The organism is Rhizobium sp. L9, assembly GCF_002531885.1.
Lineage (GTDB): Bacteria > Pseudomonadota > Alphaproteobacteria > Rhizobiales > Rhizobiaceae > Rhizobium.
In genome coordinates, this window is sequence record NZ_NWSZ01000018.1 from 167451 (window position 1) to 191978 (window position 24528).

Consider the following 24528-nt stretch of genomic DNA (forward strand, 5'->3'; position numbering starts at 1 on the left):
TATCCTCAGTGCAGCATGCCGTGTTGAAGGATAGAGACGATCAGCGGATCCGCTTCTGAATGATGCAACGGCTGAGGCGTGATCTCATGGTGTGAAATTTCGCTACCGTTTTCCGGACCAGCAAGATCGTCGGCTTCGATGGTGACGCCGTGATCGCCGTTGCCAAATGTCGACCCGTGCTTTTCGACAGCAGCCTTGCCGAAGTGACGAAGCAGCAGGGTTTCATCCGATATGCCGTTTTCCCAGATTGGATTGTCATGATGAGCACCGAGGCTGACGCTCGCATCCGCGGCGGCGAGGCTGTCGGCGCTTGCAAACGTGGTAGGACCTTCTTCGACGATCGTGTTATCGCTGACGGGAAAGGTGCCTGCAGCGATGATCGAGGGGGAAATGCTGTATGGCGTGACATCGCTCGCGATAAAATTGTCATGGAAGGATCCGGATGCCGGCCGGTCGACCTTCAATGCCGCCTGGGTCAGGTCGTCGAAGAGATTGCCGTAGATCTCGATACCCTCGCGGACATAAGTGGTCGTGCCCGCGGCGCTGACAGCCACGCCCCAGGCGCCGTCATGGATGTAATTTCCAGCGATCTCGTAATTTCGCGTATCGCCCTGGTCGCCGAGGCCGATCGCATAGGACCAGCTGTAGCCGCCATAGCCGGAGATATCGTTGTCATGGATGGCGACATTTGTGCCGGCTTGCGCAGTGATCCCGAATCCGCCGCCGATGAGCGTGTTGCCTTCAACAACAGCATCCGCAGGTCGGATGAGCGCCAACACGCCTTTAGGAGTGATGGCACCAGTCTGGTCGAGGTAATTGCCGCTTATGACGATGTTGCTGCTGTCGTTGATCTGGACGGCATCCGCTGTGGTACCGTGGGCATTGGTGACGGTGCTGTTAAGGAGCGTGACACCGTTGAACTTCTCGACCCAGATGCCGTCGCCATTGACGTCGTTGATCGTGCTGTTTTCAATCGTGAGGTTTGAGCCGGTCCGGAAGGTGATAGAGCCGGATTTGGACAATCCGGTGTGATCGACCTCGACATTCCGAATGGTCCAATTTGAGACATAGCCACCATAGATGGCCGCGCCACCAGTGTCTGAGATCTTGATATTCTCAATGACGATGTTCGAGGCATATAGGCTGTGAATGCCGTCATTGGGGCTCGTGATGACGGGCGCATCGCCAACGCCGTAGCTGCCGATGGTGATCGGGGCAGCGACGGTGCCGGAATACTTCAAGTCGAGCTGGTCGTTGTATACCGTGCCGGCCGCGAGCAGTACGCTGTCGCCCGGCTGCAGCTTCAGGTTTTCTACCGCCCAGAACGACGCGATGGGCGCGTCCGCACTGGTTCCGGCATTGGTGTTGGAGCCAGTCGCTGAATTCACATAATAAATTGTCATATCGCCGTGTTCTCGCATTGTCGCGCAGCCGTCTGGTTCGGATGCAACGAGTGGATCGGATGCGATCGGGAGCTGAAGCCATGCTCAACAACATGGCGTTCCATTGCCGTTACGTTACGGCAGCCAGCAGACCATGGCCTGCCTTATTCCCGAGGAGCGCCTGGCGGAGGCTGCTCCCCTGGATAATACAACTTACGAGAAGATAATCTAGGAAATAACGACTAAAAGGTGAATGAACGGTAAGCGCCGTGCTGCCGCTTGACGGTCAGGACGAGGCGCCGGCCAAGGCGTCCGGCCAAAGGCCGGAGCCTCGGAACACGAGGGCGGGATCAACCCGCTCCTCGCACTCGGACTCAGCTCAGCAAGCCATCCATATGGATGTAAACGGTCAGCGCATCCGCGTCACTATGATGCGAGTTGCCATCATTGATTTCGTAACTGAAGGATTCGCTCACATGTCCATCATGGTCGGGGAGCTTCGTTTCATCGAGCGTGTAGGAATAGTTGCCATCGCGGTCCACATGGATGACGCCATAGTCGCCCGTCAGCGTCAGTCCGTGCTTGCCGACGGTTTCGTGGCCGAAGCGGCGGAGCGCCAGGGTTCCGTTGTCTGAGCTGTCGTTTTCGAGAAGATTGCCGTGATGGGCCGCACCCGTGTCGGTGATGATCTTCAAATTGTCATGGGCAGCGACGACCGCGGCATCCATGGCCGCTTCCGTCGTAGCGGCAGCCTTGGTAGCCGAGATCGCCAGCACCGTCTCGACATTGGCGATGGTCTGGTTGTTGCTGACGGAAAAGGTGTGCGCGTCGGCAACGGAACGCGCAATGCTGGTGGCCGTGACGCCACTCTCGACGATATTGTTGTAAAAGGAGCCCGACGCGGGCCTGTCGAGCTTCAGCGCCGCCCGAGACAGGTCATCGAAGACATTGTCGTGGACCTCGATATTCGTGCGGGCATAGCTGGGGCTGCCGATGGGGGCGGTGATGACCACGCCCCATGCGCCATCATGGATGTGATTGCCGGCGATATCGTAGTCTCGCGCGTCGCCCTGATCGCCGAGGCCAATGGCAAAGGACCAGTCGTAACCATGATATCCCGAGATGTCGTTGTCGTGGATCGCGACGTTCTTGCCGGTTTGCGCGCTGATACCAAAGCCGCCGCCGGTAAGCACATTGTCCTCGACCACGGCATCCGTAGCCCCAATCAGTGCGATAACGCCCTTGGGGCTGCTGGCATGGGTCTGATCGAGATGATTGCCCTTCACCAGAATACTGCTGCTGTCGTTGATCTGCACGGCATCTGCCGTCGAGCCGTTTGCGCTGGTAACGGCGTTGTTCAGAAGTTTGACACCTTCGGCTTTCTCGATCCAGAAGCCGTCGCTCTTGACGTCCGATATCTTGCTGTTTTCGACCGTGACATTCTTGCTGCTCCGGAAGGTGACCGCACCTGCGCTTTCCGACAATCCGGTTTTGGTGATCTCGACGTCGCGCACCGTCCAGTTCTTGACGCTGCCGCCATAAATACCAGCACCGCCGGTATTCGATATCTTGAGATTCTCGATAACGATGTTGGAGGCATAGAGGCTGTGGATGCCGTCGCCGCCGCTATGGATGACGGGTGCCGCCCCCGTCCCGTAACTGCCGATCTTGATGGGCGCGCTCGCGCTACCGGAATATTTGATATCGAATTGTTCGTTGAACACGCTCCCCTTGGCGAGCAGCACGCTGTCGCCTGGTTTCAGTGCCAAGGATTCCACTTTGGACAAAGTCGCAAAAGCCGAGTTCTGGTTCGTCCCACCGTTGCGGTCGGAGCCAGTCGCTGAGTTCACATAGTAGATTGTCATATCACCAATGTTGCCCTGTTCGTCGGATCGCTATGTCGCCACTGAGACCGACCGGGATCGGCCGATCGTCCTGCGGCCGGGGCAACCGTCCACGGCAAGAAGGCGAGAAGATGTTGTCAATGCGGCAGCGACCGGTTTACGGGTTTTGTTCCACAGGCAACGGCCCCCGGTCTGATAAGGCGCTGAAAAGCCGCAACCAAAACAGGGAAAATAGCGACTCAGAGGCGAATAAATCGAGGAACGTCGGGCAGCGAGATATCTTCCTTCCAGGCGGTACCGCAGTGATTCTGCTTGCGATTCGCATGAAGCCACAGCGCCAGCAAGCAGCCCCGATCGTGAGCAGGCCAGAGGGCCTCTCGAATGACGGGGCGGGTGATCATCTCAGCGCTATTTCTCCCCTCGCCTGCAGCGCCGAAGTCAACGGCAGGCGAGCGGCGGCAATCGCCGGCAGGGCGCCGCCGAGGATGCCGATGGCAAGGCCGAGCAGGCCGGCAGTGAACACCACGTCGGGAGTGACGTCGAGCTGAAAGGCCATCCTGGTCGTGTTGCCGCCCATCGTGCTTGCCTGCCAACCATCGAAAGCGAGCTTGGAGCCCAAGACACCGAGGCCGGTGCCGGCCACCGACAGGAGCACCGCCTCCACCCAGGTAGCGACCAAAGCCGGCAGGCGGGCAAAGCCGAGGAGGCGCAGCGTAGCGATCTCAACGCTGCGGTCGGAAATCGAACTCATCATCGTATTCAAGGCACCCGCCGCCGCACCGATCGCCATCAGCAGCGCGATCGGCCAGCCGAACAGGCGGATCAGGCTCTCGGTGCGCTCGGCCTGGCCGGCGTAGAGCTCAATCTCGGAAACGGCCACGAGCGGCGTGCCAGGCAAGGCCGACAACCGATCGCGCAATGCCGCCAGTGCTCTTGCGGGATCGCCTTCGCCGTTGAGCCGCGCACGCAGGCTCTGCACCTGCCCCTGCCGGTCGAAAGCCGATTGCACCGCCTCCAGATCCGCCCAGATCTCGGATTCGAAGGCGCTGCCGTCTGAAGTGAAATGCCCGACGATCCTCCAGTCGAGCGCGCCAAGGCGGATCGTGTCGCCAACTGCGAAACCCGGAAAAGTATCGGCGATGCGGGCACCGACGACGATCTCACGCGCGCCTTGCGAAAACAGCCGCCCCCGCGAAAGCCGCGCGCGTTCACGCAAGCCGGGGCCCGCCGGATCCATGCCTCTGAGCGACAGCGTCTGCTCGACGCCTTCGCCTTGCCTGACATCGACGGGAACGACGGTCTCGCGCGACAATGCCGGATTGCTCGCGCCGTCGCGCGCGATCCCGGTCTCGCCGCTCATGGCCGCAAGGCTGCGGATTGCCTCGGCCGGCACCTCCGAACCAGTCTCCTGGTTGGTGCCGCCGCCGAGAATGACGGCGATATCAGCCGACCCGGCGCCAGCGAGCGCGGCCTCGAAACCGCGCGCCATCGCCAGGAAACCTGAGAGCACCGCCACGACGAGAGCGACCGACAGCACCATCGACAACGAGATCCACAGCCGGCGCGGCAAGCTGCCAAGGTTGACTCTGATCATAAGAAAGGTCTGCTTGAGCGTTGATGACATTGGATTATCTCGTTCTGAAGGCGTTGACGATGGGCAGGCGCACGGCGATCACCGCAGGCAACAGCCCGGTCAGCAGGCCGAGCCCTGCCATGATGGCGAGAGATTTCGCAAGCACGCTCGTGCCGAAGACGAGGCCGAACTCCGGTCCGATGGAAAGCGTCGCAAGCTTGGCGAGAACAAGTCCGCCCGCGCCGCCGACAAGAAAGATAAACAATGTCTCGCCAAGAATGAGCGCGAGAATCCGCGGACTGGAAAAGCCGAGCACCTTCAAGACGCCGATCTCGAAACGCCGCTCTCTCACCGCGAAGAGCATAGTGTTGACCGCGATCATCAGGATGGTGACAAAGGCCGCCCCCACGACGAGGCTCACGATCAGGCCGATATCAGCGAATTGCCGGAGAAACGCTTCAAGGAACTGCTTTTCCGACTGCGTCCTCGTCTGCGCCGCCGAATTGGCGAATAGAGCATCGATCCGCGCTGCCAGTACACTTGGTGACACGCCTGGGCGCGGACGTACCACAAAGGCGTCGACAGTATCCTTGTCGCGCGCACGAGCGGCATTGAGGGCGTCGTAGCGGGCGAGCATGAAATAGGTATCGGTGCTGGCATCGGCGCCCTCAAAAAAACCCGCGATCGTGAAGCTCCAATTGCGGCTGCCGTCAGCCCTGGCAAGCTGACCGGTAAAGCCGATGCGCTGGCCGATCGACCAGCCCTCGGCTTCCGCCAGTGCCCTGCCGACAAGCACCCGATCACCGGCCTCTTCCAATGCCGCGATCAACTCCGGCGTCAGTTTGAGCTCGTCGCCGTTGGCGGCGGCGATCGCCTGTGGATCGACGGCGCTGACGGCAACCACATTCTTTTCGACCTCGACGTAGCCACGCATGCGTGCGGTATAGGCGACTGCGGCGACATCCCGGTCGGCCGCGATCCGGTTGAGATAAGCAAGCGGCAACGGCAGCCTGCGGCTCGCTTTGTTGAAGACGCCGAGCAGATTGTCGCTGGCGCCGGCCGCTCCTTGGCTGCCGCTGACGAAGCTCGCCGTAAGCCCGTAGATCAGGAAGGCGACGCTGACTGAAAACATTAGCAAAATGGCGCGCAGCCGCTTGCGCCAGACATTGCGACGCATGAGCTGAAAGATGGTCATCGGCCCGTCCTTTCCTCGCTGACGAATTCGCCCTTGTTGAGACGCAGCGTGCGCCGGGCAAAGGAAGCGGCCTCGGGATCATGTGTGACCATGATGATGGTCTTCTGAAGCTCGCGATTGAGAAAACTCAGCATCTCCAGGATGTCATCGGCCGATCTGCGATCGAGATCGCCGGTCGGCTCGTCGCAGAGAATGAGATCGGGATCGGTGACGATGGCACGGGCAATGCCGACGCGCTGCTGTTGCCCGCCCGACATGCTCGACGGAAACTGCCGCTGCCGGCCCGCAAGTCCGACGAGATCCATGACCGTATCGACGCGCGCCCGTCGCTCCCTGCAGCCGAGCGGCTTCAACAGCAGCGGCAGCTCGATGTTCTCCGCCGCATTCAGCATCGGCAGCAGATTATAAAACTGGAAGACGATGCCCATGGCATGTGCCCGCCAGACCGCCCTTGCCCCTTCGCCCATCTGCTCGAGATGGCTGCGGCCGACCCTGATTTCGCCGGCATCCGGGCTGTCGATACCACCGAGCATGTTGAGCAATGTCGATTTCCCGGAACCAGAGGGTCCCATGACAGCAACGAAATCGCCGCGCGGAATGAAGAGATCGAGCCCGGAAAAGATCGGAATCGTCTCCGCTCCGATTCTGAAGGACTTGCTGACGCCGACAAGGGCGATATAGGGTTCTCTGGTGCCTGTCATGGTTCTGCTCCTTGGTGTTGCTTGACGAATCCGAGCTTTGAGGGACGGAGAGGCTGCCGTGAATGCCCTTCTCCCCAGCGGGGAGAAGATGCCGGCAGGTAGATGAGGGCGTGAGCGACGAGAGGAGCGAGTGCGCTGACCGCAAGCGAAGGGCAATGAACGGCGTGCCGTGCGCCCCCTCATCCGACCCTTCGGGCCACCTTCTTCCCGCTGGGGAGAAGGGGGAGCAAGCGCAGACTTTGCGCGGGCGCGTCCTCTCTCTCCGGCCAGAAGGCCTCCCGGAGGGGACAACCGCGGCATCCGCCATTCTCATCTTGACGCGCGATCCGCAGGATCGCCTCTAAAAACAGGAACACCCGCCTCCTCGCCCACCACCAGCCGAATGCGCGCCGCCATTGCAGGCCGCATGCCCGGTGGCGGCGAAGAGGCCGACAGGCGCAACGTCACGGTGCCCTTCTCCTTGGAAATGACCGGCGCAACTTTCGCCACTTCGACCGCGAAGGGCTTATCGGGAAAGCCGTCAAGCACGGCCTCGCCTTTGAGCCCCGGGTGCAGCAGCGCCATATTGACCTCGGCCACATCGGCATCAATGACCAGGCTTGCGGTATCGGTGATGGTGAGCAGGCTTTCGTTCTCCCGCACGCTATCCTCGCGCGACAGCACAGTGTCGCCGACATGCGCATCAAGCCGCGTCACGGTGCCGGAAATCGGCGCCCGCACGGTCAGCGCCTCCATCTGCTCGCACGCCCTGTCGATATCGAGCTTCGCCTTTTCGAGATCCTGCCTTGCCTGTGCCGCGGCATTCCCGGCCGTATCGAACGCGGTGCGCGCCGCCTCCAGCGCCTCGCCCGACATGGCGTCGCGCCCAGCCAACCGCTCTGCACGATCCAGCGAAGACCGCGCCTGGACGAGCGTAATATTCCCAGCCTCCAGTGCCAGTTCCGCCGCCCGCCCTGCTATATAAGCGCCCCGGAGCGCGAAGCGTGCGCCGGCATCATCAAGCTGAACGAGCACCTGGCCGGCCACGACCGGATCGCCCGCCTGGACCTCGACGGCGACGATCCGCCCCGCATATTTGGAAAAGACGGTGGCGATGTCGGGCGCCACGACATAACCGGAGCCTGTGATCTCGCGGCTTGCCGCGGTCGTACCCCTGCTCAGTGCGACGCTGTCCTGATTTGGCGTGGCTTTTTCAACCGTCGCATGCTCAGGCAAATCCATGATTGGCAACGCCGCTCCACCAGCCGGTAGCGCTGCGTCATCGCCCACAAGCCTTGCAAGCGCCACCTCGATCCGCTCGAGCGCATCTGGCCGGTAAACCGCCGCCAGCGACACCGCCCCCGCAAGGGCCAGCATCGTCGGCGCTCTCAGCCGCCGGGCTCGGCGCTCCGGCGGCTTTGTCTCCAAGGCCGCGGGCTCGATCGAAAGCGATCTGAGCCTGGCGGCAAGGTGCCGTTCATGTTCCGATGTCGTGTTCATGCCGACAGAATGGCCACCGGCGATAAAGGCGCGACCTCGAACATGTTTCAGGCGGTCCTCGATCGCGATTGTGTACTTGGATAGGAAAGATTGGCGCAGTGGCCGTCCTCTTCCTTCGAGGCCCCTGCGGGGCACCTCAGCAACCGTGTTGTTGCGGTGCGTAGGCCAGAGGCCGGAGCCTCGAAGGACGAGGGCGGGTGATTGCCGCTCACCTATTCCTCTGCCGCCAAGCCACCGGCGTCATATCGGTCACACGCCGGAACTCCCGATTGAAATTCGACTTGGTCTGGAAGCCGACCTCGAACATCACCTCGGTCACCGTTTTTTCGGTGGCGGAGAGCAGGCGGCAGGCCTCGCCGATTCTGTAGTCGTTGACATACTGCGAGACGTTTTTGTCCATCGCCCGATTGATCGCTGCCGAGATCTGACGGGCGGGGATTCCGGCCTTGCGGGCCAGCCGGTCGAGGTTGAGATTGGCGTCGCGATAAAGCTTCTTTGCCTCCATCAGCGCATCGACCGCCGCGATCGTCCCCTTGTCCTCACTGGTATCAGACCTCGGCGCTACCTCTGTTATTTCCGGCGGCACCCGGCTGCGGCTGGCAGCTGCCGCAGCAATGCCGAGGATAACGAGGGCGGCGAGATTTCCCACGCTGATCAGTGCCAGCGCCCGCTCGCTATGCGCTGAGATGAAATCGAGGAAGACAAGAATATCGACAGCGGCCGAGAGACAAAGCGCGGCTGCCGCGAAGATGATCGCCCGATAGGCCGGCACGGCGCCTTCGAAGGGCGCGAGCCGCAGCGCGTCCGCCCCCGGGCGCATCAAAAGCAGGATCGCCACGGCGTAACCGACGAAGATGAGCACTAGCGCCACGTCGATCGCATCCCGCCAGAAGGTCACCAGCAGCAGGATGAAGATAGCGGGCACGGCATGCAGCCCGATCCGCCCAGCAAGCGACCGCCGGCTCGTCCTCACCAGCCTGGAAACCCCGCCATAGGCAAGCGGCGGCACCACTGCTGCAATCACGGGCACAACCAGCCCCACGCCCTGCACACCATAGCCCCAACGCAGGCCGGAAAGCGCGGATTGCAGCGCCGAGACCAGGATCAGCGCCAGAAAAGGCAGGTTCGGCGCCACCTCCTCATCGCGCCTGAGAACAGCGACGAAGAGGATGAGCAGCAGGAGAGCAACGACGAAGGGAAGCGGAATGAAGATCATGGGACTCCAAGATCGGAATGACGAACGGCGCCATCATTGCCGAGTCCGGCGCCCGGCGCGACCTCCATCATGTTTTAGGACATATTTTATATGGGAATTTTAGATTTGCGGTCGCGGGGTTCGAGCGGGCCATCAACGTCGGATCAGACGCGCCCCAGAAACGCAAGCACACGTGCAGTGAGCAGCGCGGTAGCATCCGCGTCATATGTCGGAAGCGAGCTGTCGGCGAAGTAGTGCTGGTCGCCGGGATAGAGGAAAAGCTCCGCGTCCGTGACCTTCGCCACGATTTCGCGGGCGGCATCGATGTCACCCTCGCCGACGAAGATCGGATCGTTGTCCATGCCGTGGATCTGGACCGGAACGCTCTCCGGCCAGGGTCCGAAGGCCCACTCGCCGCTGATCGGCAGGCAGGAATAAAAAAGCAGTGCCCCGCGGGCTCCAGGCCGTGTTTGCGCCAGCTTCTGCGCTGGGAGCACGCCAAACGAGAAGCCGACATAGACTAGTTCGGGAGGCAGTTCGTCGGCGAGCCGGACGCCGTGTTCTCTGATGGTGTCGAATCCGATCTCGCCGATATAGGCGAGCCCCTCCTCGATGCTATGGAACGTGCGTCCATCGAATAGATCAGGCGTGTGGACGATGTGGCCCGCCGCCCTGATCTCGTCTGCGAAGGTATGCACTCCAGGGGTCAACCCTTGTGCGTGGTGGAACAGCAAGATCTCAGCCATAAGGCGTCTCCCGTCGAGGTGTTGGCCCGTTCGATAAGAAAGTTCAGAGGAGTTCAGACCGGGCCTGCGGCAGTCATCTCGGACGTCGCACTCAGCCCCCGACGACAATATTTAAGGGGCCGCGCCGAAAAAGGCGAGCCGCGTAAAGATCGTGTATTGCGATTCCGATACCATCAGTGCCACGAAGACCAGCACCAGCACCGGCGGCAACAGGATGGCGTAGACGAGCGCCAGGCGCTCCCAGGCCATATGCATGAAGACCGCGACGATCAGCCCGGCCTTCAGCATCATGAACAGAAGGATCAGCGTCCATCTGAGATAGCCCTGAATGCCGAAATAATCGACCAGGTAGGAAAAGGCGCTGAGCACGAAGAGTAGGCCCCAGACGAAGAGATAGAGCCGGATCGGATGTTGCTGTCCCGTCTGTGCTTGTGCATGCGCCGTTTTTGTTTGGGCATGCGCCGTTGTCTCGCTCATGACGACCTCACCATAGATAAAAAAACGCGAAGATGAAGACCCAGACCAGGTCGACGAAGTGCCAGTAGAGGCCCATGATCTCGACGGCCTCGTAGCGACCTTTCCGGCTGGTGAAGAAGCCGCGCCGTTCCACGTCGAAATCGCCCCGCCAGACCTTGCGGGCGATGATGAGGAGGAAGATGACGCCGATCGTCACATGGGTGCCGTGGAAGCCGGTGATCATGAAGAAGGACGATCCGAACTGGGCTGCCCCCCAGGGGTTCTCCCAGGGGCGCACGCCTTCGGTGATCAGTTTCGTCCATTCGAAAGCCTGCATGCTGACGAAGGTTGCGCCAAGAACTGCCGTCAGCAGCATGAGTATCGCAGTCACGCGGCGGTCGCGGCGATAGCCGAAATTGACCGCCATCGCCATGGTGCCACTGCTGGAGATCAGCACGAAGGTCATGATCGCGATCAGGATCAGCGGCACGTCCTGGCCGCCGATGTGGAGCGCGAAGACCTCGCTTGGATTGGGCCAGGCGACGGGCGTCGACATGCGGGCGGTCATATAGGCGATCAGAAAACAGCCGAAGACGAAGGTGTCGCTGAGCAGAAAAATCCACATCATCGCCTTGCCCCAGGAGGCGGTCTTGAAGGCGCGCTGATCCGAGCTGAAATCGGCCGCGACTCCGCGAAGGCCCGCGGGCCTGAGGTCTGCCTCACCGTGTGTCTGGACGGAATGTGCCATCTGCAAATCCCCTAGCTTATCAACGTGCGGCAGAGATCGACGAAATCATTCGCCCAGCCGGCAAAGAGCGCGAAGAGCAAAAGCCAGACGGCGAGCATGAAATGCGAATAGATGGCCGATAGGTCGACGCTGAGCCGCAGTCTCTCCGGCGCGACATCGGCTGCGAACGCCTTGACCGTCGTATGCGCGAGGACGGCAAGCCCGCCCAGAATATGCAGCCCGTGCAGGCCGGTGAGCATATAGAAGAAGCTGTTGGCGGGATTGTCGGCCAGTATGTATCCGGCCGCCGTCAGTTCCCGCCATGCCTGGATCTGCCCGGCGAGAAAGAAGACGGCAAGCGCAAATCCTGTCGCAAGCGCCGGCCGTAGACTTTCCATGCGACCATGCTGTGCTTGATGTTTGGCCCATTGCAGTGCCGCGCTGCTCAAGGCAAGGGCCGCGGTGTTCACCCAGAGCAGCCGCGGAACCGGCATCCCCCACCAGTCCGCTGAGGCCGCGCGCATGAAATAGGCGCTGACGGCAAGGCTGAAGACCGCGCCGACGACTGCTAGAAACACGAAGAGGCCTATTTTCACCGCAGGCACAGGCGGCCGGTCTGCACCATGATGATCCGGCTGCTGCAGCGAGCCGGTTTCGAGCCATGGCTTCGAGGTCAGCCGCTGTCCGGCCAGCCACCAGATCATGATGGCGGCTATGGCAGCGAGGAAGATCAGCACGACGTTCATGCCGGGACCTCCCGCGTTGAGCCGCCGCTTGCCGGCACATTCTGCGGAATGAAATCTTCGGCCGCCCCCGGCACGCTGTAATCATAGGCCCAGCGGTAGACGACGGGCAGATCGCTGCCCCAGTTGCCGTGCGCGGGCGGCGTCTCAGGCGTCTGCCATTCGAGCGTCGTCGCCCGCCAAGGATTGCCGCCAGCCTCCCTGCCCCGGAAAAGGCTCCAGACCAGGTTGAACAGAAAGACGATCTGCCCGGCCCCGACAACGAGCGCCATGACGGTGATGAAGATGTTCAGCGTATGAGCAGACGGTGGCACGAAGGCCGTCTCTCCCATCTCGAAATAACGGCGCGGCACACCAAGCAGGCCGAGATAATGCATTGGAAAGAAGATCGCATAGGTGCCGAGGAAGGTGACCCAGAAGTGGATACGGCCGAGCGTCTCATCCAGCATGCGTCCCGTCACCTTAGGATACCAGTGATAGATCGCCCCGAAGATGACGAGGATCGGCGCGACCCCCATGACCATATGAAAATGCGCAACGACGAACATCGTATCAGATAGCGGCACGTCGACGACGACATTACCGAGGAAGAGGCCGGTCAGACCACCATTGACGAAAGTGACGATGAAGGCGAGCGCAAAGAGCATCGGCAGCGTCAGATGGATATCGCCGCGCCAGAGCGTCAGCACCCAGTTGTAGACCTTGATCGCCGTCGGGATGGCGATGATCAGCGTCGTGGTGGCGAAGAAGAAGCCGAAGGCCGGGTGCATGCCGCTGACATACATGTGGTGCGCCCAGACGACGAAGCTCAAGCCCCCGATGATGACGATCGCCCAGACCATCATCCGGTAGCCGAAGATGTTCTTGCGCGCATGCGTACTGATGAGATCCGAAACAATGCCGAAAGCCGGCAGCGCGACGATATAGACCTCCGGATGCCCGAAGAACCAGAACAGGTGCTGGAACAGGATCGGGCTGCCGCCGCCATGCTTGAGCTGCTCGCCCATCTCGACGATGGCGGGCATGAAGAAGCTGGTGCCGAGCAGGCGGTCGAACATCATCATGACGCAGGCGACGAACAGGGCCGGAAAGGCCAAGAGCGCCATAACGGTCGCTGTGAAGATGCCCCAGACGGTGAGCGGCATCCGCATCAGCGTCATGCCGCGCGCGCGTCCCTGCAGCACCGTCACCACATAATTCAGGCCGCCCATGGTGAAGCCGATGATGAAGACGATCAGCGAGATGAGCATGAGCAGGATGCCCCAGTCCTTGCCGCCGGGTGTGCCCGACAAAACGGATTGCGGCGGATAGAGCGTCCAGCCTGCCCCCGTCGGGCCGCCGGGGGCGAAAAACCCCGCCGCCAGGATCAGCACCGCCAGCAGATAGATCCAGTAGCTCAGCATGTTCGCATAAGGGAACACCATGTCGCGCGCACCGACCATCAGCGGGATGAGGTAGTTGCCGAAGCCGCCGAGGAAGAGCGCAGTGAGCAGATAGATCACCATGATCATACCGTGCATGGTGATGAACTGGTAATAGTGATCGGCATCGATGAAGGCGAAAGTGCCGGGAAAGGCGAGCTGAATGCGCATCAGCCAGGAGAGCACCAGCGCCACCAGGCCGATCGAGATGGCGGTCAGCGAATATTGGACGGCAATGATCTTGGCATCCTGGCTGAACACATATTTCGTCCACCAGCTGTGCGGATGATAAAGCTCGACATCCTCGACTTCGGCGGTCGGGATGTCACCTGCGCTGCCGGACGGAATCTCGACCATGATATCTCCTCCTATGTCAGCCGGTTGGTTAGAGCGGCCTGCGGCCTCCGGCCGTCTTCCCGCCAGTTCAGTTTGCCGGCGGCGGCTCTCCCGATGACGCCGTCAGCTGGGTGAATGTCTGCTGCTGCCCGAGCCAGGTCTGATAGTCCGCGTCGCTGTCGACAATGACGGTGCCGCGCATCTGCGGATGACCGACGCCGCAAAGTTCGGCACAGAGGATCTCGAACGTGCCCGTGCGTGTCGGTGTCAGCCAGAAATAGGTGACCATGCCGGGGATCATGTCCATCTTGGCGCGGAATTCCGGCACGTAGAAATCATGGAGCACATCGACGGAGCGCAGCAATATGTGCACGGGCTTTCCGATCGGCAGATGAAGCTCGCCGCCTTCGACGATGATGTCGTCGAGGCCGTTTGCATCGTTCTTGTCGAGGCCCAGCGGATTGTCGGAAGTGACGTCACGCGTCTCGGCGCGGCCGAGCTTTCCGTCCGCGCCCGGCAGGCGGAAGCTCCACAGCCACTGCTGGCTGACGACTTCGACCGATGCGGCATCGGCGGGCACTGTGATGAACTGGTTCCAGACGATCAGGCCAGGCGCGAGCATTGCCGCGACGCCAACTGCCGTTCCCGAGGCCAGAAGCAATTCCAGTCTGCGATTTTCAGGCTCATAATGCGCCCGATTGCCCGGTCTGTGGCGGAAGCGGAAGACGCAATAGGCCATGAACGAAACCACCGCCACGAAGACGATGCCGGTGATCCAGAAGGTGATGACGAGCGTGTTGTCGATATAGCTCCAGTTGGACGCGATCGGCGTCCACCACCACGGGCTCAGCACGTGGAACAGCACGGAGCCAACGACAACCAAGACGAGAATCAGCACAACAGCCATTTCCGCCCCTCCTGGGCCGACCGACCGTGAAACCGCACTCCACAAAAACGTCGAGTTTATTATCGCACAAATAGAAAATGTCGGCAATTACGGCGATTTAGGCATGCGCCGCCGCCGGCAAATCGTCATTTGGAGTATTGCCCGTCATTGAGAATATTGTTTGAGATAGGCAATGAGATTGGTGATTTCCTGGTCATCCTTCACTCCTGCGAAGGCCATCTTGGTGCCCTTCACTTTGGCTTTCGGATTATGCAGATAGTCACGCAACGTCGCCTCGTCCCAAACGAGACCACCCTCGCCGGCCGCCTTCATCGCCGCAGAATAAGTAAAATCAGGATGCGTCCCGGCCTTTCGGCCGAACAGCTTGTTCAGTGACGGACCCACCTTGTTCGTATCGGACTCGACGACATGACAGGTGGCACATTTCTTGAAAACGGTGGCGCCAGCCGTCGCATCCCCCTCCTGCGCTCCAGCGTTGAGAGGGAAAAGGGCAATGACGGATGCAGTAATCAGCAGAACAGCACGGTAATCCACGGCAAACCTCATCCTCCTCAAGGTCGCCAGCCACTCTCACCCTCGGCCATCATTCGCGCGGGGGTGGTGGTTGCTAGGGGTTAAAGTTAGTCCTTCGCGGATGCAAGTCAATCGCTTCCACGATTGCTGGCACTTGGGCGCAATCCGATACCTTGTGGCCCGACGCAAATACCGGTCGGAAACCCGGTCAGCACGCGGTGATCTGCTGGAGAATGGCGCCACGCCACCCGACTTATACTCCGATCGAAAGCGCCTCTTGCACGGCCAATTCGGCCATGGCAAGCGCCGCCTCCCGGGTTCTGGCGGCAGCGATAAAGCGGCCGTTATGGCAGAAGCTAGCGCCCTCGATGCCGCAGGCCGCCTCCAGCTCGCCATTGGTAAGGCCGGCCCAGGTTGCCGGCAGATCGGCCCGGAGCTCGAACCCGTCGTCGCCACGGCGAATGCCGGTCACGCACCAATCCTTTTCGCGCGGGTGGACGACGAACAGCAGGTGATCGGCGCCGGCCTTGACGATGGCGGGACGGAAGGGCATCCCTCTCGGCAATTCCAGAATACGCCCCTGCCCAGCAACCTCGATCGCCCGATACACGATCGCCTCGGCTCGCAGTTTTGCGGCCCTCTGGGCGATCCCGGCATCGATGAAACTGCGGGCAATGGCCAGCGCCGCGTGGAAGGCACGATCGTCAGCCTCGGGTTCCTCCTCATCGAACACCGGTTTCAGGGTCTCGAGCAGCGCCGGCAGCGTCAGGCTGGCCAAAGGGCCCGAAGGGCTGAGCGCGCCATTGTCGGTCAGGTCGATCGGCAGCACGAAACCGATGTCGAAATTGGAGTGCAGGGCTTCGACATGATGATCGGGAAGACCGGAGGCTACGAGATATTCGCGGCCGTAGTGCTTCCAGATCAGGCCGAACGAACTGTAGGGCTGGCCATCTTCCCGCAACGGCGCGCCGCGCTGATGATGATCGAATATGCCGGCGGCAGGATCATAGGCTCCGCCGACATCATAGATGATCCGGTCCGGGGCTGGCGTGATCCATTCCGGCGCCCGGCTGCGGATCAGACGCGCCTGCGGGAAAAGCCGCGTCAGGATGACGCTCGACAGCAGCTCGTCGGCATGGAAACCACCGGAATGGGTAACGAGGAAATCGGGGCTCATCGAAGTTATGCGCCTTGTGGTTTGGCGGAGGATCCGCTTGCGGGTCTGAACGAGATAGCCGTTGCCGGCCGCTATCTCAACCCGGCTTCGCGCATTCTGCATAGTGTCGAAGGCGACAGGGCAGCTTTGACCGATATGTGTGGAGGCAATGGCCTAAGGCAGCGCCGGTCCCGGCTGTGCTGCAACGAGCGCGCGCCCGGCTGCGCCGATATGCAGGCAGATCAGCCCGATTACGGCCAGAGAATTGATCAAAAGAACCTCGGCGACGACCGCTGCCGAAAACGCGCCATCGCCGGACGGAAGCGCTACCGTCGCTGCAAAGAGCACTGCCTCATACGCGACGAACCCGGCGATAAAGGCGGCGGCCATGGTGGCGGCAAGGCCGGCCTTGAGGCGAAGCACGCTGAGCGATGCCACGAGCGATGCAAATGCGGCGACACCGATCGTCAGCCCCCAGGCAAAGCTGTCGAAGGTCTGGGGATAGCCGAGCATGAGATATCCGACCGTCTGGTTGGCAAGCCAGGCGAACAGCACCGCCATTATCGCCATCTTCCGGGGAAGAACGACCGCCGAGACTGCCGCCAGCGCAACGAAAGGCGTGACGCAGGCAAAAAGCAGGCTGAGAGCGACGCTGGCGCCGGCAATGACCGTGACCCAGGCGACCGCGAAACCGGGAGCTGCCGGGCGCAAAGGAAGCTGATTTCGTTCGAGCATTTCGAAACTCCGTTCGAGCGGGCGCACACGCCCTCCGGCGCCGCGCGTCCTATCAGATGCGCAAAGCACGGGGCGGTAGGAAATCATAGGGCAATCCGGGAAAAAGGCCAGCGAGCTCATGGCGGCCGTCGCCGCCTCGCCGTCGCCGTCATAAAGCATCCAGCGGGATCTTCAGATACCGGCGGCCGTTCTCCTCTGGTTCCGGCAGCCGACCGCCGCGGATGTTGACCTGCAGCGCATGCAGCATCAGCTTCGGTTTGGGCAGCGTACGGTCGCGCGCCTCACGCAGCGCCACGAAGCCGGCCTCGTCCATGCCTGCAATATGCGGATTGGCGCGCTTTTGGGCTGCGACCGTGCTTTCCCAGCGCGGGTGACGACCCCCGGGCTGATAATCGTGGCCGGAAAAGAGGCGGGTCTCCTCGGGCAGCGATAGGATCGCCTGGATCGAGTGCCAGAGGGCGGTCGCGCTGCCGCCGGGAAAATCGGTGCGCGCCGTACCCGAATCCGGCGTGAACATCGTGTCGTGCACGAAGGCGGCGTCGCCGACCACATAGGTCACCGATGCCAGCGTATGGCCGGGCGAAAACATCACTCGGGCCGTAAGACCGCCGATTTCAAACGTGTCGCCATCGGCAAAGAGCCGGTCCCATTGCGAGCCGTCGGTCGCGAGCGCCGGCCAGTTATAGATCTCCTTCCAAAGCCTCTGCACATCGGTGACATGGACGCCGATCGCTGTCGGCGCGCCAGTCTTTTCGTTGAGATAATGGGCCGCGGAGAAGTGATCGGCATGCGGATGCGTGTCGAGGATCCACTCGACCGTCATCCGTTCGCTCTCGATGTAAGCAAGGATGGCATCGGCGTTCACCGTTCCCGTCGCGCCCGACATCTCGTCGAAGTCGAGCACCGGATCGATGATGGCACAGCGTTTTGTGGCCGGATCGGAGACGACATATTGCACGCTGCAGGTCCGGGGTTCGAAGAAGGCCTTCACCTGGGGCCGTGGGCTTGCCGCCTTTTCGAGCCAGCGGCGTGCGGCGGCAAGATCGAAGCCAAGGCCTTCGCCGAAGGTCTGGACATCCGCCGGCTTCATCCGCCCGTCGAGCACCTCGCCCAACGCGTAGAGCGTCAATGCTCGCGTGCCGCTCTTGCAATGGGCGACGACCGGTCCCTTCGCCTCAACCATCGCCGCCTGAAAGGCGCGTATATCGGCCTCGGTAATCTCGTTGCCTTTCACCGGCACGAAACTGTAGGAAAGCCCGGCGGCGGCAGCGGAAATCTTTTCTGCCGCATTGCCTGGCTGGCCCGGCTCCTCGCCGTCGGGCCTGGCGTTGATGACGGCGGCGAAGCCCTCCTTGGCGAAATCGGCAAAAGCGGCTGGATCGGGCTGCCCCGCCACCGATAGCCGCTCATTGACCCTCACCGGCATCATCGAAGCCTCCGCGCCGCCCTGATCACGCAGTATCGCACGTATAGCCGTACAATCTCACAAGTATATTGCCGAGCGCAAGAATAGAGGCGCCTGTTCTCGCGCTCGCCCGGCTGGTCAAAACGACAGCGTCGGCGCCCCTTGCCGCCGATCGACATCGAATGTGACGTCCGTTGAAGTCAATCCTGGCCCTGCAGGCGATCCATCACCTGGAGCAACAGATCGGCGCAAACCTTCGTCGGTTCGTCCTCAGCGCATTTCAGGTCGATCCGGGTATTTCCATCCTCGATCTGGAAACGGGCCGCCTTGGAGGGCGGCGGCAGGCGATGACCGCGATAATCACGGAAGCCCATGTCGCCTCTCGAACCATGCCAGCGGTAGTCGGGGCGATCTCGGGACTGCTCATCCGCCCCGTGACGCATCACCCTCTCATCATCAGGCGCAGGCGGGGGTGGCGATGCGGGCTCATTCGCTGCGGGTGGCTCGCCGGCGGGTGGTGGAGCGGGCGGCTGTTGGGCGAAGGCGGTGGCGGCCGATGCTGCAAGGGCAAGACCGGAGAGCAAGAGTCTTTGCATGGGGATGTTCCTTTCAGAGAAGAGGCATGCCTGTAAACACCGCGGCGCGGCTTTAGTTCACGCCCCGCCGGCGCTTGTGATCGAAATCAGCAGCACAGCTAGGATGTCTCGCCTGCGTCCCACTGCGAGAGGACACGCACTTGCCCGCCGCTTCGGATTGCCGACGCAGAGCTGACGAGAACTTCGCGTCGCTCAAGGCGCACCGCTTCTTTCGCCTCGCCTCTGCCTTGTTGGGCGACTATGCTCAACGCCGATTCGCTGTCCGCGATGAGGGCGTGCGGAAACGAGATATCGAAGGAGAAGACGATGACGGACGCCAAGAGCGGCATTACCGGGCTGCGGCCGCAAATCACCGTGGTTGGCGTCGGCGGCGGCGGCGGCAATGCGATCAACAATATGATCGCGGAGAAGCTGGCAGGCGTCGAATTCGTCGCCGCAAACACCGATGCCCAGGTTCTTGCCACCTCAAAGGCATCGCGCCGCATCCAGCTCGGCGCGAATGTGACGGAGGGCCTCGGCGCCGGTTCCCTGCCGGAAATCGGACATGCGGCGGCAGAAGAATCGCTCGACGAGATCATGGATCACCTGGCAGGATCGCACATGTGTTTCGTCACCGCCGGCATGGGCGGAGGAACGGGCACGGGCGCAGCCCCGGTCATCGCGCGCGCCGCACGCGCGGCCGGCATCCTGACCGTTGGCGTCGTCACCAAGCCGTTTACCTTCGAGGGTAATCGCCGCATGCGGACGGCGGAAGCTGGCATCGAGGCCCTTCGTCAGGCGGCCGATACCGTTATTGTCATTCCCAATCAAAACCTTTTCCGCATCGCCGATGCGAAAACCACCTTCGCCGATGCCTTTATGACGGCCGACCGCGTGCTCTTTGCCGGTGTCGGCTGCATCACCGACCTCATCGTCAAGGAAGGTCTGATTAACCTCGATTTCGCCGACGTGAAGTCGGTCATGCAGGGCATGGGCCGCGCGATGATGGGCACCGGCGAAGCCGCCGGCGAAAGCCGGGCGATGAAGGCGGCGGAAGCGGCAATCGCCAACCCGCTTCTGGATGATATTTCGATGAAGGGCGCCAAGGGTGTGCTGATCTCGATCTCCGGCGGCTCGGATATGACCTTGTTCGAAGTGGACGAGGCGGCAAGCCGCATTCGTGACGAAGTGCAGGACGACGCCGACATCGTCGTCGGCGCGATTTTCGACCGCAGCCTCGACGGCAAATTCCGCGTCTCGGTGGTGGCGACCGGCCTGGAAGGCAGCTCTCTCTCCGCGTCCCCTTCTCACGCGCCCGCTGAGCCGATTCAGACGCGCACGCTGCAGTAAGCGGCGGCAGTCAACCGGCCGGTTTGTCAGAGATCGGCCGGATGAGCATCGCACTCAAAACGCAGGAAAGTATGCGGCGCTCATGCTTCGAGGCATGGCCCATAAGGCTATGCGCCTCATCATGAGCGTGGTCGGAAGATACCGCGCCAATGCTCAAGAGAGACACCGCGGAACTCAAGATAGAAAATTGAAGTACCTGTTTCTATTCGCCGCATTATCACTGACCACGGCTCTCCTTTCGAGCTCTGAAGACTTCCAGTAGCAGTCCCTATCAATCACGGCAGCAGCGTCACTGTCTCACCTGACTAATTCTCTGATCTTCGCCGCATCCTCGTCCGTCGCCGGATTATACACCACCATGCTGAGGTCCGGCCGACCGTCCACCTGGAAGGCGGAATATTCGAAGGAGAGCAGGCCGAGGACCGGGTGTTTGATGTGTTTGGCGCCCTCGCCATGGGTGCGCACATCGTTGTCGCGCCACATGGCCAGGAATTCCGGGCTCTTGCGGCAGAGTTCGTCGACCAGCGGCTCCACCTCGGCGGCAGCACCGGCGCGTGCCGCATCCACCCGGAAGGCGGCCACGACGAAGCGGGCGACACTTTCCCAGTCATATTGAGCAGCGCGCACGCGCGGGTCGAGGAAGATGAAGCGCAGCACGTTGCGCTCTTCCGGCGGCAGCGCGCCGTAGTCGGTCAGTAGCACGGTCGCCGCCCGGTTCCAGCCGACCACGTCCCAAATCGCGGTGCGGATCAGCGCCGGGCACGGATCAAGCGCGTCGAGCACGCCCTGCAACCGCGGCGTGATGCCCTGGTCGCTGCGGTAGCGCACTTCGGGCGGGCGGCCGAGCCCAATCAGAAAGAGGTGCTCGCGCTCGATATCCGTCAGCATCAGGGCACGGGCGATTCGGTCGAGCACGTCGGCCGAAGGCGCACCGCCGCGGCCCTGCTCCAGCCATGTGTACCAGGTGGGGCTGATATTGGCGCGGCTCGCCACCTCCTCGCGGCGAAGCCCCGGCGTACGGCGCCGCTCGCCGGCAAAGCCAAGGGCGGCGGGATCGAGCTTGCCGCGGCGGTCCTTGAGGTAGCTGCCCAGCCGATTATCGGAGGCGACGAATTCGCTCATCCTGTTAGCCTTTATACCATGATAAGATCACTACTTTACCATGATATCAGCCTGCTCGATATCTGTCTGCGTCCAATCAGGAGATATCGACATGCGCGTATTCGTTACCGGAGCCACAGGGTGGGTGGGCTCGGCCGTCGTCAAGGAGTTGATCGGCGCCGGCCATCAGGTTCTCGGCCTGGCCCGCTCGGACAAGGGAGCGGCCGAACTGGCGGCATCAGGAGCCGAGGTCCAGCGCGGCACGCTTGACGACCTGGAGGGTTTGAAGCGCGGCGCGGCCGAGGCCGACGGCGTCATCCACACGGCCTTCAACCATGACTTCTCGAAATTCGCGGAGAATTGCGCCGCCGACCGGCGCGCCATCGAGGCGCTCGGCGAAGCCCTCCGGGGCTCCAACCGTCCGCTACTGGTCACAGCGGGCCTTGGCCATGCGCCTGGCCGCATCGGCACGGAGAAGGACCCGCCGATGCCAACGACCGAAACCTATCCCCGCGCCTCCGAAATCACTGCGGTATCACTTGTCGCCCGCGGCGTGCGCGCCTCCACCGTCCGGCTCCCGCCATCAGTGCACGGCCATGGCGATCACGGCTTCATCCCAATCCTCATCGATATCGCCCGGCGGAAAGGTATTTCCGCCTATATCGGCGACGGGGAGAATCGCTGGCCAGCCGTGCACAGGCGCGATGCCGCCCGGGTCTACCGCCTGGCGCTGGAGCATGGCGCCAGCGGTGGCCCCTTCCTCGCGGTCGCCGAAGAGGGTGTGCCCTTCCGGGAGATTGCGGAGCTCATCGGCCGCCGCCTCGGCGTGCCTGCCGTCTCGCTGTCGCGGCAAGAGGCGGCTGAGCATTTTGGCTGGTTTGGAATGTTCGCCGGCTTCGACGTGCCCACCTCGAGTGCACACACCCGCATTCTCCTCGGCTGGCAGCCCATGGAACCTGGCTTGCTCGCCGATATCGACCACCCGGCCTATTTTACCGGGGCAGCGCAAGCCTGAATGTCGGGCCATCGCTCACGAGCCTCATCCTGAGTTGCCCCGCAAGGGGCCGCGTCGGATGAGGCGGGTGCGCTACCGGCTCAGCGCATCCGTCCCTCGTTCATATCGGCGGGATCGTAATTGATGTCCCAGTCCTTCTCGGGCTTCTTCTTGCCCGGCGGGTTCTTGTTCACCGTGGCGTCCTCCGAGCCGGTGATCACGGTCGGCTTGGCGCTGGCAACGCCGCTGGCCTTCCGGTCGGCCCGGGATTTGGCAAACTGACCGGCGGCGTCCTTTTTCGGATTGCCCATGTCATTCGCCTTTCTGCTTCATAGCGTCGGAAATGTCGTTCATTTCAGGATCGCGGTTGTTCTCACCATTGGCGTCGCGATTCCTGTCCGGATCGTCCTTGGGTTTGAGATAACCGCGCGGGGTGTTTCCCTTCGGTCCTTCCCACCGAGGCGATTGATCGGTGGTGCCGGGGGCGCCGTCCTTGGGGGTGGTCATGCCCATCGTCGTTTCTCCTTGGTTGAATAGGAAAAACCGCGAAAGCGAGGAAGGGTTCCGGCAGAAAATTTGGAACAGTCCCGGTCCCCATCGGTTGGTGAAAGGTCGAGAACCTCGAGAAAGGAGCCGAACATGAGCAAGACCAACGTTCGAGAACTTCAGAAACGCGCCGAACAGCAGGTCAGAAACACCAGCGCCGGCGGCCATCTCGGCGGCACCTATTTCGGCCAGCAACCGGACGGAAAAACCGCGTCGGACACCACCAATGACAGCGCAAAGGCAAGACCAAACGATGGGACCAATTGAGGCCGGCAGGCTCCCGCGACGCGTGAAATGACGCTATCTGCCACCCGACGAATTCTGTGCGCCGAGTACGCTGGGCGCACAGAATTTCAGACCCCCCGCAGGCCTGTGCGCGGGAATGAGGTTCAGTCCGGCTGCTGTCGGAAAACTACCTCGTTGCGCAATCACAAACCGCCTCAGCCAAACAAGAAGTCGCCCGAGTTAAAATTCGCAAGCCCGCCGAGGGTCGTGATGTTGTCGAATTCAGCCACCAGCACCGCGCCGCCGGCTGAACCTGGGTTCTGATCGTAGTAGACCGCCGCATGGCCGAGATCCGTATTGTGGAACACGAACAATGCCCCTGTGGTTATGTTGCCGTAACCATCGATAGTGCTCTGGACGGTTGCGTTAGTGACGCTCACGTCTGTTTTGACAGCAAGCTCCGTTCCGGCAACATTGATCGTGGCGTTGTTCCCCACCTTCACATTGTCCACAGTTGTATTGTTGTTGCCGACGGCGAACTCGAATGTGCCGCCTCCAACGTCCAACTGGAACCTGTCCACGGTTGTGCTATTCGTCCCAGCATTGAAATCAGTCATATGGTTCGTTGTAGTGGCAAACTTTTGGAAAAAGAAGGTGTCATTTCCCACGCCACCGGTAAGGATGTTGTTGCCAGCACCACCGTTTAGCGTGTCGTTGCCGTCTTGACCGAAAAGAGTGTCGTCACCTCCCAGCCCGAACATCATATCGTTACCGCCGCCACCGTAGAGCACATCGTCGCCGGTTCCACCGGTCGGATTGTCCACTGAATTGCCATTGCCACCGGTAATTACAGTGAACGTCTCCGTCTTTTCGAAGGTCGGCCCTATAGGATCACCGGTCTGCATTGCCGTTACCGTCACTGAAAATGTACCGTTCGTCGATAGCGCAGTCGAATGAAGCGTATTGCCGGTTATGGAGAACAAGCCCGGATTCGACTGCGAAGCAATGTTGAAGCTGAATCCACCCACGTCGGGATCAGTCGCCGACAGCAAACCACTGAACTCAAAATTATTGAAGTTGACACTGTCCGCCGGAACGACAGGCGTCAGCTTAATGTCGGTGGGTGCCTGCCTGGCTCCATCATCCGCGCCGGTGATGGCGACGACGATGTTGTGGCTGGCGGTGCCGTCGAGCGAGCTGACGCTCAGCGTGTCGCTGACCGC

Annotated in this window: 25 protein-coding genes; 3 read left to right on the plus strand and 22 right to left on the minus strand. The window is 61.6% G+C overall.

Annotation, left to right across the window (positions count from 1 at the left end):
• Window positions 1-5 precede the first annotated feature (5 nt).
• The 18 genes from CO660_RS19275 to CO660_RS19365 all read right to left on the minus strand — a co-directional run bounded on the left by CO660_RS19275 (window position 6) and on the right by CO660_RS19365 (window position 19110).
• Window positions 6-1403: a right-handed parallel beta-helix repeat-containing protein gene (locus CO660_RS19275; protein ID WP_176536323.1), complete on the minus strand. Its 1398-nt coding sequence runs from the start codon at window positions 1401-1403 to the stop codon at window positions 6-8.
• Between the two features lie 353 nt (window positions 1404-1756).
• On the minus strand, window positions 1757-3247 hold the full coding sequence (locus tag CO660_RS19280; protein WP_097600065.1) for a right-handed parallel beta-helix repeat-containing protein: 1491 nt from the start codon (window positions 3245-3247) through the stop codon (window positions 1757-1759).
• A gap of 376 nt (window positions 3248-3623) precedes the next feature.
• Window positions 3624-4850, minus strand: a complete 1227-nt coding sequence (locus tag CO660_RS19285; protein ID WP_097600066.1) for an ABC transporter permease — start codon at window positions 4848-4850, stop codon at window positions 3624-3626.
• A gap of 4 nt (window positions 4851-4854) precedes the next feature.
• Window positions 4855-5994, minus strand: coding sequence for an FtsX-like permease family protein (locus CO660_RS19290; protein ID WP_097600067.1), 1140 nt, complete (start codon window positions 5992-5994; stop codon window positions 4855-4857).
• Window positions 5991-6695, minus strand: a complete 705-nt coding sequence (locus CO660_RS19295; protein WP_097600068.1) for an ABC transporter ATP-binding protein — start codon at window positions 6693-6695, stop codon at window positions 5991-5993. Before CO660_RS19295 ends, CO660_RS19290 begins: the two co-directional genes overlap by 4 nt.
• Window positions 6696-7004: 309 nt before the next feature.
• Window positions 7005-8174 (minus strand): efflux RND transporter periplasmic adaptor subunit, encoded by a 1170-nt coding sequence (locus tag CO660_RS19305; protein ID WP_245421345.1) that lies wholly within the window; start codon window positions 8172-8174, stop codon window positions 7005-7007.
• 208 nt (window positions 8175-8382) lie between these two features.
• Window positions 8383-9390, minus strand: coding sequence for an AraC family transcriptional regulator (locus CO660_RS19310; RefSeq protein ID WP_097600071.1), 1008 nt, complete (start codon window positions 9388-9390; stop codon window positions 8383-8385).
• A gap of 143 nt (window positions 9391-9533) precedes the next feature.
• Window positions 9534-10115, minus strand: coding sequence for a dienelactone hydrolase family protein (locus CO660_RS19315; RefSeq protein WP_097600072.1), 582 nt, complete (start codon window positions 10113-10115; stop codon window positions 9534-9536).
• A gap of 111 nt (window positions 10116-10226) precedes the next feature.
• Window positions 10227-10592, minus strand: a complete 366-nt coding sequence (locus CO660_RS19320) for a cytochrome C oxidase subunit IV family protein (RefSeq protein ID WP_097600073.1) — start codon at window positions 10590-10592, stop codon at window positions 10227-10229.
• Between the two features lie 7 nt (window positions 10593-10599).
• Complete coding sequence (locus CO660_RS19325; protein WP_097600074.1) at window positions 10600-11319, minus strand: heme-copper oxidase subunit III family protein; 720 nt, start codon at window positions 11317-11319, stop codon at window positions 10600-10602.
• A gap of 11 nt (window positions 11320-11330) precedes the next feature.
• Window positions 11331-12044 (minus strand): cytochrome c oxidase subunit 3, encoded by a 714-nt coding sequence (locus CO660_RS19330; RefSeq protein ID WP_097600075.1) that lies wholly within the window; start codon window positions 12042-12044, stop codon window positions 11331-11333.
• Complete coding sequence (gene ctaD / locus CO660_RS19335; RefSeq protein WP_097600076.1) at window positions 12041-13819, minus strand: cytochrome c oxidase subunit I; 1779 nt, start codon at window positions 13817-13819, stop codon at window positions 12041-12043. Before ctaD ends, CO660_RS19330 begins: the two co-directional genes overlap by 4 nt.
• Window positions 13820-13886: 67 nt before the next feature.
• The gene (locus CO660_RS19340; RefSeq protein ID WP_097600077.1) at window positions 13887-14705 is read right to left on the minus strand and encodes a cytochrome c oxidase subunit II; all 819 of its coding nucleotides are present in this window, start codon (window positions 14703-14705) and stop codon (window positions 13887-13889) included.
• 144 nt (window positions 14706-14849) lie between these two features.
• Window positions 14850-15239 (minus strand): cytochrome c family protein, encoded by a 390-nt coding sequence (locus tag CO660_RS19345; RefSeq protein WP_176536324.1) that lies wholly within the window; start codon window positions 15237-15239, stop codon window positions 14850-14852.
• Between the two features lie 232 nt (window positions 15240-15471).
• The gene (locus CO660_RS19350; protein WP_097600102.1) at window positions 15472-16395 is read right to left on the minus strand and encodes an MYG1 family protein; all 924 of its coding nucleotides are present in this window, start codon (window positions 16393-16395) and stop codon (window positions 15472-15474) included.
• Window positions 16396-16548: 153 nt separating this feature from the next.
• Complete coding sequence (locus tag CO660_RS19355) at window positions 16549-17109, minus strand: hypothetical protein (RefSeq protein ID WP_097600103.1); 561 nt, start codon at window positions 17107-17109, stop codon at window positions 16549-16551.
• A gap of 148 nt (window positions 17110-17257) precedes the next feature.
• A complete protein-coding gene (blh, locus tag CO660_RS19360) occupies window positions 17258-18538 on the minus strand; it encodes a bifunctional sulfur transferase/dioxygenase Blh (protein ID WP_097600079.1) in 1281 nt (426 codons plus the stop codon).
• Window positions 18539-18714: 176 nt separating this feature from the next.
• A complete protein-coding gene (locus tag CO660_RS19365; protein ID WP_097600080.1) occupies window positions 18715-19110 on the minus strand; it encodes a hypothetical protein in 396 nt (131 codons plus the stop codon).
• Between the two features lie 306 nt (window positions 19111-19416).
• On the opposite strand from CO660_RS19365, the gene ftsZ reads away from it, so the two are divergent.
• The gene (gene ftsZ / locus CO660_RS19370) at window positions 19417-20439 is read left to right on the plus strand and encodes a cell division protein FtsZ (protein WP_085780110.1); all 1023 of its coding nucleotides are present in this window, start codon (window positions 19417-19419) and stop codon (window positions 20437-20439) included.
• Window positions 20440-20736: 297 nt separating this feature from the next.
• Here the strand turns inward: ftsZ and CO660_RS19380 are convergent, their stop codons facing one another.
• Window positions 20737-21561 (minus strand): helix-turn-helix transcriptional regulator, encoded by an 825-nt coding sequence (locus CO660_RS19380; protein WP_097600082.1) that lies wholly within the window; start codon window positions 21559-21561, stop codon window positions 20737-20739.
• Window positions 21562-21652: 91 nt separating this feature from the next.
• On the opposite strand from CO660_RS19380, the gene CO660_RS19385 reads away from it, so the two are divergent.
• Window positions 21653-22555: an SDR family oxidoreductase gene (locus CO660_RS19385; protein WP_097600083.1), complete on the plus strand. Its 903-nt coding sequence runs from the start codon at window positions 21653-21655 to the stop codon at window positions 22553-22555.
• An 80-nt stretch (window positions 22556-22635) separates the two neighbouring features.
• Here CO660_RS19385 and CO660_RS19390 read toward each other — a convergent pair whose 3' ends face one another.
• Both CO660_RS19390 and CO660_RS19395 read right to left on the minus strand, forming a co-directional pair.
• On the minus strand, window positions 22636-22845 hold the full coding sequence (locus tag CO660_RS19390) for a hypothetical protein (RefSeq protein WP_085778591.1): 210 nt from the start codon (window positions 22843-22845) through the stop codon (window positions 22636-22638).
• Between the two features lies 1 nt (window position 22846).
• Window positions 22847-23047, minus strand: coding sequence for a hypothetical protein (locus CO660_RS19395; protein WP_085778592.1), 201 nt, complete (start codon window positions 23045-23047; stop codon window positions 22847-22849).
• 126 nt (window positions 23048-23173) lie between these two features.
• Between CO660_RS19395 and CO660_RS33375 the strand changes: the two genes are divergently transcribed.
• On the plus strand, window positions 23174-23347 hold the full coding sequence (locus tag CO660_RS33375) for a hypothetical protein (RefSeq protein ID WP_097600084.1): 174 nt from the start codon (window positions 23174-23176) through the stop codon (window positions 23345-23347).
• Between the two features lie 173 nt (window positions 23348-23520).
• On the opposite strand, the gene CO660_RS19405 is transcribed toward CO660_RS33375, so the two are convergent.
• Window positions 23521-24528, minus strand: a 1008-nt coding sequence (locus CO660_RS19405; RefSeq protein ID WP_210421950.1) for a VCBS domain-containing protein, incomplete at its 5' end; no start/stop codon positions are given.